General features: G+C 47.6%; 8 protein-coding genes. 4 read left to right on the top strand and 4 right to left on the bottom strand.

What is annotated here, in order from left to right; translation table 11 throughout:
• Positions 1-424 precede the first annotated feature (424 nt).
• Positions 425-1,840, top strand: coding sequence for an NADP-dependent phosphogluconate dehydrogenase (gene gndA, locus ACLFWI_RS01000; protein ID WP_446411344.1), 1,416 nt, complete (start codon positions 425-427; stop codon positions 1,838-1,840).
• A 611-nt stretch (positions 1,841-2,451) separates the two neighbouring features.
• Here gndA and ACLFWI_RS00995 read toward each other — a convergent pair.
• Complete coding sequence (locus ACLFWI_RS00995) at positions 2,452-4,407, bottom strand: hypothetical protein (RefSeq protein WP_446411343.1); 1,956 nt, start codon at positions 4,405-4,407, stop codon at positions 2,452-2,454.
• A gap of 438 nt (positions 4,408-4,845) precedes the next feature.
• Positions 4,846-6,864 carry an iron uptake porin gene (locus tag ACLFWI_RS00990; protein WP_446411342.1) on the bottom strand — a complete coding sequence of 673 codons (2,019 nt, stop codon included), beginning with the start codon at positions 6,862-6,864 and terminating at the stop codon, positions 4,846-4,848.
• A 684-nt stretch (positions 6,865-7,548) separates the two neighbouring features.
• Between ACLFWI_RS00990 and ACLFWI_RS00985 the strand changes: the two genes are divergently transcribed.
• Together ACLFWI_RS00985 and ACLFWI_RS00980 are read left to right on the top strand one after the other, a co-directional pair.
• Entirely contained in the window at positions 7,549-7,761 is a 213-nt protein-coding gene (locus tag ACLFWI_RS00985; RefSeq protein ID WP_446411341.1) for a DUF2839 domain-containing protein, read from the top strand.
• A 339-nt stretch (positions 7,762-8,100) separates the two neighbouring features.
• The gene (locus ACLFWI_RS00980) at positions 8,101-8,484 is read left to right on the top strand and encodes a DUF1815 family protein (RefSeq protein WP_446408893.1); all 384 of its coding nucleotides are present in this window, start codon (positions 8,101-8,103) and stop codon (positions 8,482-8,484) included.
• A gap of 143 nt (positions 8,485-8,627) precedes the next feature.
• On the opposite strand, the gene pdhA is transcribed toward ACLFWI_RS00980, so the two are convergent.
• A complete protein-coding gene (pdhA, locus tag ACLFWI_RS00975; RefSeq protein WP_446411340.1) occupies positions 8,628-9,659 on the bottom strand; it encodes a pyruvate dehydrogenase (acetyl-transferring) E1 component subunit alpha in 1,032 nt (343 codons plus the stop codon).
• Between the two features lie 167 nt (positions 9,660-9,826).
• Here pdhA and ACLFWI_RS00970 point away from each other — a divergent pair, with 167 nt between their 5' ends.
• On the top strand, positions 9,827-12,166 hold the full coding sequence (locus ACLFWI_RS00970; RefSeq protein ID WP_446411339.1) for an IMS domain-containing protein: 2,340 nt from the start codon (positions 9,827-9,829) through the stop codon (positions 12,164-12,166).
• Between the two features lie 118 nt (positions 12,167-12,284).
• Here the strand turns inward: ACLFWI_RS00970 and ACLFWI_RS00965 are convergent.
• Positions 12,285-13,105, bottom strand: an 821-nt coding sequence (locus ACLFWI_RS00965; protein ID WP_446411338.1) for an iron uptake porin, incomplete at its 5' end; no start/stop codon positions are given.

Below are 13,105 nucleotides of genomic sequence, written 5' to 3'. Positions count from 1 at the left end.
CTAATAATTCTCCATCTGGACTAAACTGAAGTCCGGGCAAACTAATGTCAGATTCAATTCGAGGATAAGAAGAAGGATTTGATTATGAGTAGGGGCTTGATTACCAAGCCCCTACTCACCCTCGAATTAACCGATTTTGTCGCTTTGGTGCTGAGCGCTGGGCGAAGCATTCTTAGATAAAGCTTCTGGGCTTCGTACTTAATTTTTGGCAAGAATGCGCCAGCCCCTACAAAAATCCTGCCTTCTGCCCTAGAGCCTCCTGCCTTGTTTCCACCTCTAGCGAGATTATCCGGTTTGAGGTTTTATGTATCCTAGTTGGGGCATACTCGTAATGCAAATATTACAAGATTTCACCAAAGGACAGGCTACCCTGTAGGGGAAATAAACACGAGTACACGTTCAACTACGTTCTGACGAGAGATATATGACACAACCAAGCTTCGGAGTCATCGGTTTAGCTGTGATGGGGGAAAACCTGGCGCTAAATGTGGAAAGTCGCGGGTTTCCGGTGGCGGTATATAACCGGACTAGCTCGAAAACGGAAGACTTTATGGCAAAGCGTGCCTCGAATAAAAACGTCACCGCCGCCTATTCCCTGGAAGATTTTGTCAAAACCTTGGCACGTCCCCGCAAAATCCTAGTTATGGTCAAAGCTGGGAAACCCGTTGATATTGTCATTGATCAACTCAAACCCCTGCTCGAACCGGGCGATATGATTATCGATGGCGGGAACTCCCTCTACCAAGACACCGAACGCCGCACTAAAGACTTAGAAGCCACGGGACTCGGTTTTGTCGGGATGGGGGTCAGTGGTGGCGAAGAAGGGGCGCTCCATGGTCCTAGCTTGATGCCAGGAGGCACGGATACAGCCTATAAAGAGTTAGAACCGATTTTGACCAAAATTGCCGCTCAGGTGGATGATGGACCCTGTGTCACCTACATTGGTCCTGGGGGTGCAGGTCATTATGTGAAGATGGTGCATAACGGGATTGAGTATGGCGATATGCAGCTCATTGCCGAAGCTTATGATTTGCTCAAAAATGGTTTAGGACTGGATCACCAGCAGCTTCATCAGGTGTTTTCCCAATGGAATACTACCGATGAGCTAAATTCCTTTTTAATTGAAATTACGGCGGATATCTTTAAGTACATTGACCCGGATACGAATCAGCCTCTGGTTGATTTGATTCTGGATTCTGCCGGACAAAAGGGAACTGGACGCTGGACGGTGGTTAGTTCTCTGGAATTGGGTGTACCGATTCCCACCATGTACGCGGCGGTGAATGCGCGGGTAATTTCCTCGTATAAACAGGAACGGGTGGCGGCGGCGAAGGAGCTGATCAGTACGACGGGTAAATATGATGGAGATAGCCAAGCCTTTATCAATAAAGTCCGGGACGCGCTTTATTGCTCAAAAATGTGTTCCTATGCTCAAGGCATGGCATTGTTGGGTAAGGCTTCGGAGGAGTTTAATTACAACCTGAATTTGGCAGAAACGGCTCGGATTTGGAAAGGCGGTTGTATTATTCGGGCGGGATTTTTGGATAAGATTAAAAATGCTTTCAATGAGAATCCTAAACTGCCGAATTTATTGTTAGCGCCAGAGTTTAAGCAAACGATTCTGGATCGCCAAGATGCATGGCGGGAGGTGCTGGTGGCTTCTAATCAGTTAGGAATCCCGGTTCCAGCGTTTAGTGCGTCATTGGATTACTTCGACAGCTATCGGCGCGATCGCTTACCGCAAAACTTGACCCAGGCACAGCGCGACTACTTTGGCGCTCATACTTATGAGCGAACCGACAAGGAAGGGGTTTTCCATACCGAATGGGCGCAGTCATAGAGATATGATCCGCGTCGGTTAAAACTGATAGTTGGCATCATTTTTAGCGCCGACAGCCGCCCGGAGCCCGGAGTTCAAACTCCGGGCTAATAGCTTAAGTCCATTAAAATGGACTACTTCCTTCCCACAATATAATTAGGGCTTGATTAGGTACTGTTCATGGCTGAAATACCTATCAGCGTTAGGTTTTATAGCTGTAGCCATAAAGGTTAGAACTTTCTTTAACGGCTGAAACGAGAAGGTATAGCAACCGCCATGGCTGTTGGGACACATCATTTATGTTCCAGACGCGCCACGGCGCGTCTCTACAATGGTGCCGAACGTCCTAATCGATGTGTCTATTGCTATATCAGTAAGAACCCTTCTGCCTTCTACCCTGGAGTCTTCTGCTTTTTGCGATAACTTATGACTTTTGACTTTGCGATGAATTTGAACGACATAGGTAGGGGTATTGCTACCCCTAAACCTATCTCAGAAGACACTTATTCTTTAACCGCCCTGAACGATTAACTGGATGACTAGATGGTTATCTCCATGGGGTTGGAAGTTACTGGGATTCACCCTTCTGAATCCTTGCCAACCCCGTAGTGACGATTTATCTGACTCCAAACTTAGTCATCATCATCATCGTCATCGTCATCGTCATCGTCATCGTCATCGTCATCGTCATCATCGTCATCGTCATCATCGTCATCGTCATCGTCATCGTCATCATCGTCATCATCGTCACCGATGTCGGTTTGGTCTCCAGTATCGATATTGGTTTCATCATCGACAGTATTGGTGTCACCCGTATCGATATTGGTTTCATCATCAACAGTCGTGGTGTCACCCGTATCGATCGCGGTATCATCTTCGACAACGGTATCGAGTTCCTCATCGGAAATCTGGCGCAAACCCACCAAACCGGGGAAGACGCGACTGCTAGCACCAACCATCTTGTAGCCTTGGCGACCTAACGCTCGACCGCGACTGGTGCGAGTGGCGACAAGATAGCGATTACCGCCACGCTCTGTATAGTTAACCCGTACCCGTCCTTGAGCAGCACTGGCGCTGGTGAAACGGATAGAGTTAGAAATTTCATATTGGCTTTCAGCGTTGCTGGAAGTGCCAGAGAAAGCAATCAGGTTAGTATTCGCTGAGCTAGCACCTGATGCGGCTGTAGTACGGGTTACTGATCCAGCACTTGTTGAAGTTCCTGTAGTAACTGCAACTCCCGACGTTTCTGAGACGGCTGCTGCTCCGGAACCGTCACCCGTGAAGACGAATGTGTTACCACTGTTGGCGTTAACAAAGTTGATGGACGTGCTGCTGGAGGCGGTGTTCCTGACTAGAGTGATCGTGTTGTTACCGAAATCAATGTCGGTATCGAAGACTAGTCTTGGACTTGCACAAACGTTACAGACGGCGATTAGGTTATCGTCATCATCGAAGTCATATTCAAAGTTGTTACTGTTCGTGTATTCAATGGTGAAGCTACCATCTTCTTGCACCACTTCACCTGTATTGGTAGCGCCGAACCCTGCTATAGCCCTGAAGGCTACATCGCCAGTACTTTCACCTTTGATTTTCGCACCGCCCTCTTGCTCAAACTCGAACTTCGTCTCGCTTTCACCCGTGCTACTAAAAGCGGCGGTATTAAAACCATACAGTGTCGCAAAGCCCTGGCTTTCACCTTCAATCTTGAATTTTTTTAGATCATCGGTGAATTCCAACTGATCACGTTCATCATACTCAGCATCACTGATCGCAATATCTACAACACCAAGTTCGCCCTTAATTTTGAACTGACTCGCTTCATCATCACCAACGGTTTCAATCTCAAATTTTTTATTGGCTTCACCAACAAAACTGACTTGGCTACCATTTATTGCCAACCCATACTCATCAAAAGCTAAGTCTTCTCCCTCAAACTTGAACTTGAGAGTTTGCGCCAAAGAACCCTCTTGAGATACCGTTACGCTGCCAAAGTCTCCCAAACTTACACTCGCAGGTAAATCAATCAGACCACTATCGAGATCAGCCTCAAAGTCACCCACCTGCAATTCACCATCTGCGGCGGAAAAACCTTCAGTTTCCACAGAAGCACCGAGAACTGGCAAGAAAATTAGTGGCGCACTACCCACTTCGTCAGGACTAATCAGGGTTCCGTCAAAACCCAAATTTTGACTAAAAGAACTCAGTGTAAACTCAAGGACTGTATCTCGACCAGAAAAGGCAAAAGCGCTACCGCCGATAGCAGCTAGTCCCGTCAGTTGTCCCTTTAATACGCCTGTATCACCATTGCTGGGCATACCATCCCCATTGTCAGTAAAGCTGGCAGCACTGGGAACAAATACAGATGTGGTAGTTATACCATTGGGGGTTTCTATTTCCAGCCTCTGCACAGCCGCGTCAAATAACGTTACATTTCCCGCCGCATCCATTCCTGGCACAAAGAAAGCGGCTTCACCCGCTATTTCTCCACCTGTAACTTCAATTTGAGCATTGGCTCCTGGTGCGAGTAAAACGGCTAAGCCACCAGCGACACCTAAACCGACAATGTAGCGTAGTGATTTGATAATCATCTTTAAGACTCCATCCGTGAATGAACTAAAAGAACTGAGGTATTTTTAACTGACTTCGAGACCCAACTGCCACTATTGATATGTCCTGATTTAATCCTGAACAGAGTCAGATCGCAAAGTATTAATCAAGAAGAGGGGGATAAAATGCCCTAAAGCTGCTTGCCAAGTTGGTGTATGCACAGATGAGACAACACAGGTTATTGGTAATTTCTCCAGCTCTTACTCAACTATGACGCCTGCGACTTAGTGCAGTTCCTCTAGGGGGGCATCTTTACACAAACTTCATCAAAAACCTCAAGTGCAGACGCTGCTTAGGATTGCTCCGTAACCACCAATAAAATTAGGGCAGCTTTATCCCTCTCCTTGGCAAAGTGAAGAGGGATTATTTCGACATTCCAGCAGACTATCCTAACCAAGATTATCCGGCTTTCCCTGAATCTAGAACGTAAAGGTCGTGCGGATAGCACCAATCGTGATCGTATCGTTGTCATCGTTGTGCAGGGGATTGAAAATCACAATCACCCCAGGCGTAATGCTGATATTGTCTGCCACTTGCCAGCGATAGAACGCCTCCAAATGAGTTGTCGTATCCGGTTGATCTCCCGGTTCACCAACTTGGTCTATCTGATTCAAGAAATCTGCCAAAGTTCCGCCATAGTTGGTAAAGTCAGGGACATTCCTGCCTGTAGTTAGGTCACTGTCCGTAATTCGAGGCGGTTGTCCCACATACAAACCAAACATGTTCCCTTCGCCAAATAAATCTGGGAGATTGAGAAAAGCCATCCAGTTAAACGTCTCAACCTCTCCTGAACCCCCACCCTTTAACTCAGAGGTGGTGTAACCAGCCCAACCGCCAACGGTTATCCGGGGTGTAACTCGCCATTCCAAACCAGCCCCAAAAGCATCCGTGTTTATGGGCGCTCTGTCTGAGATACCAGGTAGCGCTAATAAGTCATCGCCAACTCCAGTTCCTAATCGCCCAAAAGGAGAATAGGCATTGATGTATTGTACAGAGACATCAAGTGTATCTATGGGAGAGACCACTAGCTGTGCCCCAACAGAAGTTTCCCCATTGTCTCCGCCAAAGATACCCCCATTATCTGTATCTGCTGGCGTACTAGCGGAGTAGACACCTTGTAAACTAATGCGGGTGGCAATTTGCCAATCAAAGCCGATCCCACCACTACCATTGCCAGTATTAATAATCGGATTACGTTGGGCAAAGCGAGACAGAGGTCCAGAACCCGCACTTTCAATCCGGTTGACTCCCCGAAAGACATTAACTGGGTTAACGCCTTCTGGTCCGACGATTACCGCAAAATTGCTGCCAATGAGTTGACGATAGTTGAGGTCAGTCAATTCTAAATCGTTATCGTTGTCATTTTCATATCCCAAGGCGACATAGTTATCTAAGAAGAAAGGTTCTGCACCAGAAGGAGTCGTAGTCGTGCTACCATTGCCTGCTTGGAAACTGGTTAACAGCAGACTGCGAGGACTCAACTGAGTAAACAGACTCAATTGCACATTATTAATGACATTGACATTAGTGTCTGGGTCTTCTAGGGCATCGTTCTCAGCAAATGTGTTGAAAAGGAATTCAAAGTCGTTATCGTCGCTACGTCCCTGAACCCCAAAAATCGCCTGCCCAAACAGTTTAGTCGTCGTCGAGAACTGATTATCCTCCAAAAAGGCAGTTCGACCTTCCAAGTTATCCACCCGCGCCCCTAGGGTGGCAATTTCTGCCTCAAACTCCAGCACCAACCGCCGCAAGGTCTCTAATTCCCCAGTGGGAAACTCGGAACGACCCGCAATCAACCGCTCAATTTGCTGCATACAAGCATTCAACCCGGCGGCAAATTCATACCGGGTCATCGCCCGATTACCACGGAATGTGCCATCTGGATATCCGGCAATACAACCATAGCGTTCTACCAGACTCCGCAGTGCCTCATACGCCCAGTCTCCGGGAGAAACATCTCTTAACTGAGACACATTGGTCACTTGACCCATTGAGTCAGATTCCTCTACCGCCTCTAGAGGATCAACGAACAGCGGATCAGGAACAGTGGGATCACTCGCCTCTTCCACTTCTGGTAAGGCTTGGGCTAAGTCTTGAACTTTGATGTCCTCAAAGGCTTCCTCGGATTCAATCAGGGAATTCCTTGGCGTCATCATTTCGACTTCATCGATATCGGATGCGGCTGGTTCAGTCGTGATGTCTGCTTCTGTTACGGGGAATGCTATGTCAACCGCAGCAGTCACTTGTTCTGTTTCCAGGGGTAAAGGTAGTCCTGGGTCTACCCCTGAAGTTTGGGTCAGCGCCAAATCGGTCGGCTGCGACGCTGAGGATTCCACAGAGGTCGCTTGCGCCGCCGAAAAGCTGGTGATCCAGCAACCTAATGTGGCAAACATTAACGCTGATGACGCCGTTTTTCCCCAACTTCTATAAATTGTCATGGTTTTATAACTCCTCACAAAAACCACACTCGCCCTCGATTGTAGCCAGAAATCAGAGAGAATTGTCAATTCGCTTTTATTCCTTAATCAAAGCTAAGTTTCCTTTTGGAGAAAAAGAAAAGGAACGGGGAATAGGAAACAGGAAACAGGAACAAGGAAAGGAATTGAGGACTTGACAATTCTTAACCTAGTTAACAAAATTTATGTTCAGGTAATTAGGGCTTGCTGCATGGGTGTAGATGGTATGCCACACAAGGGTTCCCAGCCATTTTTTGACCCAGCAAGTGCTTTCGTTTTGGTGTCTAGACGGTCAAAAATCTGGCGATACAACTAAAAGCAGCATCTTCCCCATCTTCCCCATCTTCCAGACGTGCCATGGCACGTCTCTACAAGCTTCCCCTGCTCTCTACCCCACCATAAGACTTATTCAGCCGCCCCTAATTAAGGACAGGTTTTACCGATCGCGTTCGGTTGATGTCCGATAACTTGACTGGCGATAGTCTTTCTAGAGGAGCAGGACTATCTGTAAGGGTAAGACAAGTTGCCGATTGGCTCAGGATTTCTAATCTAAGATCCCTGATCCCCGGAGAATTGTCAGAATTACTTGTCATTTCGTAAACTTATGCCAACCAAATCTCAGGAATAGCGCTAAGATCGAATTCATTTAGTTGAGGAATGCAAGGAATGGGTGAAGCAAAACGTCGTAAAACTGCACTTGGAGACAAGTACGGTCAAGAGGCGAGACTCTTCCCCTGGCTCCCAATTACTAAAAGTCAGGGTGAGCAGTTCGTCAAACTAACGACTAAGGGCGCTTGGATTGGCATCGGCTTTCTCGTCGCCTGGTGGCTAACCGTGCGCTTTGTTGGACCAACATTCGGTTGGTGGCAAATCAATTAGCCAATTCCCACCGATGGACTAGGCGGCAATGGTATCAGATTCAGGATCACCATTGTCACGTCTGATACAACTGATTAGGAATTTGTATCAGATAACTTGAGGATTGTCCCCAATAACTTGAGCTACCTAGAGAGCAACTCGCCTGAAGTGGGCTAGAATCGTGGAGCCAGATCATCAAGCTAGAATTGCTCAAATCCCTAACTCTGTTAGTCAATTTGAGGAATCAGCCGAAGACAAGGCTTGTTCATGTTTTGCACTGACCCCTCCCAAAACAGAGTCTTAAATCCTTAATAAAGTATAAAATCTAATATTCGTAGGAAACGTGTTTGGAGGATTAACGTGTTCATAAGACTTGCAGAGCAACATCGTCAATTTGTACGAGATTTAGTCATGAATCTTCAGGCTTTGGCGATCGTGCTAGAAAACCGAGGCTATTTGGCATCATGCTATACCTGCGGCAATCAAATGAATAGTGCCTCATTCATGGTTAGTCTGGGCGATAGTCACCTAATTCGTTTTTTGGTCTCCGATTACGGGATCACTTGGACGGAAATGCGCGACGATCGCGAACTGATGAAGCTAGAAGGGGCTGAAGCGATTAGCCAACTTCAGGACTTAGCGGATCTGGTCAAATACCAAATTCAACCGTCTGCTGAGGTTAGTTATACTTCAGCGCGATCGCCAATTAACTCTGAGCGCGAATCCATTGAAGTGATTGGTTAAAAGTCAGATTGTTTGGAACATCACCGTTTCCTTGTCTTAAGGTAAGACTTCAGGTAACGCGAGGCGAGAGGTTCAATGAGATGGTGCAATTTAACGCCCTCTTGCCTCTAGCGTTTACCGATGCCAGGTTGGGGTATTATACCTTAATCTTCGGCAAAAATGTAGCGATGTAACTCGCTTTTATCCGGTTCCGGACTGGTTTGAGCAAATTGTACCGCATCATTGATAACGTCCTGAATGCGTTGGTCGATCGCCTTAAGTTCTTCAGTGTCGGCGAGATTTTGCTCTGTTAGGTAAGTAACTAGCTTTTTAATCGGATCGCGAATTAGCCAAAAATCCTTCTCTTCGGAGGTGCGAAGTTCATCCGGATCAGCCAGGGAATGACCTCGGAAGCGATAAGTCAGGGCTTCAATTAAGGTCGGACCTTCACCCGCCCGAGCCCGGGCGACGGCTTCTTGGGCGACGGAGTGTACCGCCAGAACATCCATCCCATCCACTTCAATTCCCGGCATACCAAAAACACTAGCTTTCTTATAGATTTCTGGCTGGGATGTTGCCCGTTCGTGCGCCATACCTATTGCCCATTTGTTATTTTCCACAACATAAATAATCGGCAATTTCCACAAGGCTGCCATATTTAAGCATTCAAAAAACTGACCGTTATTGCAGGCACCATCGCCAAAAAAGCAAGCCGTAACCTGATCAGCATTCGGATCACCCAAGGCGTCACGGTGATATTTTGACGTAAATGCTGCTCCTGTAGCAACGGGAATTCCCTCCGCGACAAAGGCAAACCCCCCCAAAAGATGATGGGGTTGTGAAAATATATGCATCGAACCCCCGCGTCCTTTAGAGCATCCCGTGGCTTTGCCAAATAACTCCGCCATCACCTCCCGTGGGGGAACCCCTGCACTCAAAGCATGGACATGATCGCGATAGGTGCTACATACATAATCATAATCCCGGCGCATTGCCCGAATTACTCCCGTAGACACGGCTTCTTGACCGTTGTAGAGGTGGACAAAGCCAAACATTTTGCCCCGGTAATACATCTCAGCACACTTGTCCTCGAACAAGCGCCCTAAAATCATATCTTCGTAAAGCAGTAATCCTTCGTCTCTGGTGATTTGACCGTCTTGAACTTGAAACTTAGGTAACGTCCGTTCCTGAACCATGGCGAATCGAGTATCCTTGCAGCAATTACTATACTGTTATTTTGTGATCAAAACTCAAAGCTATTTTTCAGTTAGGATAGGCAGTATTGCTAGAATGACTACTATGTTGGGGATGCTATAGGTTACCATACATGAATTCAGTTGTTGCAGCGCTGGGGAAGTGAACCGTGCGAATTCCGCTCGATTACTACCGAATATTAGGATTGCCGATCCAGGCAACACCAGAACAGCTTCAAGTCGCCTATCGCGATCGCACTCTCCAACTTCCGCGTCGGGAATATTCGGAAGTGGCGATTGCCTCTCGCAAGGAGTTGCTGGATCAGGCCTATGCGGTTCTCTCTGACCCGGAACAGCGATCAAGTTATGATCAGAGCTTTCTGGAGAAAACCTACAACCCAGAATCTAGCCCCTCTTTACCCCTGGAATCAATTGTCTCTGGGGCTGAAACAACAGCTACGGAGACGATTGATCCCAATAATCCCAGCCTAGACATCAGCAAGGAACAATTTGTGGGCGCTTTGCTGATTCTGCAAGAACTTGGGGAATATGAACTCGTCTTGCAGTTGGGACAGCCCTATTTGCACAGTCGTGACAGCATCAGTTTGGATAAAGGTCACTTGGGTGACCCGCAACTGGTGCGACCCGATATTTTCCTGACCCTAGCGCTGGCGTGTTTGGAACTGGGGCGGGAACAATGGCAGCAAGGTCGGTACGAAAATGCCGCCTTGTCCCTGGAAACGGGTCAAGAATTACTCCTGAGTGAAGGTTTATTTCCGACGGTGCGGGGCGAAATTCAAGCCGATCTCTATAAGCTGCGTCCTTACCGGATTCTGGAATTGCTGGCATTACCCGATGAAAATATTGCCGAACGGCGTAAGGGTTTACAACTGTTGCAAGATATGCTACAGGAGCGGCAAGGAATTGATGGCAGTGGGGATGACCAGTCGGGGCTAAGTATTGATGACTTTTTGCGCTTTATTCAGCAGCTACGGGGTTACTTAACCGCGGCTCAACAACAAACCCTGTTTGAAGCAGAAGCCCGCCGCCCTTCAGCCGTCGCCACCTATCTGGCGGTTTATGCCTTGATTGCGAGAGGGTTTGCCCAGCGTCAACCGGCTTTAATTGCCCGGGCGAAACAAATGTTGATGCGGTTGGGGCGGCGTCAGGATGTGCATTTAGAACAAGCCGTCTGTGCGCTGCTGTTGGGTCAAACGGAAGAAGCCAGTCATGCTTTGGAACTGAGTCATGAATACGAACCGCTAGCCTTTATTCGGGAACAGTCTCAAGGCGCTCCGGATTTGTTACCGGGATTATGTTTGTATGGAGAACGCTGGCTGCAAAATTCTGTATTTCCCCATTTCCGAGACTTGGCAGAACAAACCGCCTCGTTGAAAGATTATTTTGCCGATGAGCAGGTACAAGCCTATTTAGAGCAGCTTCCGGAATCGACGCCAACGGCTAATAATCAATGGTCAGTGACGGCTCAGAAGAAAGCCTATACGACAACAGGCGCATCCGCAGGTCGGAGTAACGGTCATTCTGGCGATCGCGAACCAGCAGTTGTGGGTTCATATAGCAGCACAAAGCGCGATCGGGCAGCTCAGACGGCGAGTTTGGCAGGGGGGAGCGATCGCGCCTCGGTATCCGGTGTCTCGACGTTACCCGTAAGCCAACGGGTTGCTTCAGCAACGAGTCGGGTGGCAGAACCTACAACTCAAGCCATTAATTCTTCTGGGGATTCACCAACAAATATGGCGGTTAAATCAGCGCCACCAGGACGTTCCACTAAAGTCCGATCAGAAGCAGAAGCCAGTCGAGTTCGTCCGGCGTCTGGGGTATCCACTCCGTCTGCTGAACCCGGACATCTGGATCACTCAGCTCCAGGACGCCTGCAACGACTACCGGAACGCCACAAGATCGCTAAAAACCGACGCTCTATCTTGCTGGTTATTGCTGGAGTCGTGGGTATCGGATTAATCGGGTGGTTGTTAATCGCTTGGATACAAAAAATCCAACAAAGTCTCTCTGCGCCAGCCTTAGAAGGTGAACAACCAATGGTGGAACTGGCTCAACCTCCGATTCCGATTCCCGAAGCCGATAGTCAGTTAATCGCACCCGGAGGTCCGCTGACCCAAGATACAGCCCAGCAAGTGATTCAAACCTGGCTTTCGACCAAATCGCAAGTGTTCGGACCCGATTATCAAATTGATCGATTGGATCAAATTCTAGTTGATCCAGCTTTGTCGGTTTGGCAGCGGCGGGCGCAAGCTAATCAGCAACGGAACATTTATGCCCAGTATGATCACCAGGTTAAAGTAACATCTGTGCAAACGAATCCGGCTAATTCTGACCAAGCGAAGGTAGAAGCAGCGGTTAAAGAACAAGCCCGTTTCTATCAAAATGGTGAAATTAATCAGGGACTCTCATACGATGAGAACTTGCGGGTTCAGTATGAGTTGGTGCGCCAAGAGGGTCAATGGTTTATTAAAGATATGGCGGTCAGGTAGGTCATTTGTCATTTGTCATTTGTCATTCGTCATTCGTCCTAAGCAACCTCTACCAGATCCCCGACTGCTTCAAGAAGTTGAGGATCTCATTAGAAGTCGGGGATCTCATTAAAGGTGATTAGAAACTAAACGTCGTCCGGATTGTACCTACCCAAATGTCATCATTTCCATCATCGTGATTGGGATTCAAAATCACATAAGCTCCCGGTGTAATTAGGATATTATCGGTAATTGGATATTTGTACTGTGCCTCGATTAAGAAAGAGGTATCATCATCCTCATCACCGCCATCAACATCCGTTAACTTGGGTGGCATTCCTCCAGCCACTGAAAAAATAGCACCCTCTTTCCCTAAGTCAAGGAAAGATACACTTGCCATCCAAGTCCATAAATCTGCATTATCTCCTTCTCTGGCACCCGCTTCCGCTTCTGCATCAATGTAACCGCCCCAACCCGCTAAGTTAATCCTCGGCGTAACTCGCCAGCTTCCTTGGATGCCAAAGCGCAAAGCGGAAGTCGCAATTTCGCCAAAGGGTTCTTTTGCCCGTGGACTTCCTGTGCTACCAGAAAGGTTAACATCTTCACCGGGATAGTATGAATAGCCAAAAGCAAAGCCTAAATCTAACGTGTCTGCTAAGGCTAGATTTAACTGAGAAATGGCAGTAAAATCACCATTGAATACCCCATCCTTATCGGCTGGACTCTCACTTTCACCCGTCACATACGCCACATCTAAACTCAGGGAATCACTGAACATAATATTAGCGCCCACGCCTTGTTCAGCATTATTCCGAAAGACAAAAGGATTGCGGCGATAAAAGCGATTCAAGGCTCCTGTGCCGCTACTTTCTAGATAGGGATTGTGTACGTCAGCTATTTCATTAAAATCAAAGTCATTAGCACCAATGGCAATCATGATTTTATCGCCCAAGGGAAATT

This window comes from Coleofasciculus sp. (genome assembly GCF_046539235.1).
Classification (GTDB): domain Bacteria; phylum Cyanobacteriota; class Cyanobacteriia; order Cyanobacteriales; family Coleofasciculaceae; genus Coleofasciculus.
This window is presented reverse-complemented; position numbering and strand designations above follow the sequence as displayed.

Excerpts from the sequence above, each read along its gene's own strand:
- ACLFWI_RS00985 (WP_446411341.1), top strand. The coding sequence starts at position 7,549 with ATGGGTGAAGCAAAACGTCGTAAAACTGCACTTGGAGACAAGTACGGT.
- gndA (WP_446411344.1), top strand. The coding sequence starts at position 425 with ATGACACAACCAAGCTTCGGAGTCATCGGTTTAGCTGTGATGGGGGAA.
- pdhA (WP_446411340.1), bottom strand. The coding sequence starts at position 9,659 with ATGGTTCAGGAACGGACGTTACCTAAGTTTCAAGTTCAAGACGGTCAA.
- ACLFWI_RS00995 (WP_446411343.1), bottom strand. The coding sequence starts at position 4,407 with ATGATTATCAAATCACTACGCTACATTGTCGGTTTAGGTGTCGCTGGT.
- ACLFWI_RS00990 (WP_446411342.1), bottom strand. The coding sequence starts at position 6,864 with ATGACAATTTATAGAAGTTGGGGAAAAACGGCGTCATCAGCGTTAATG.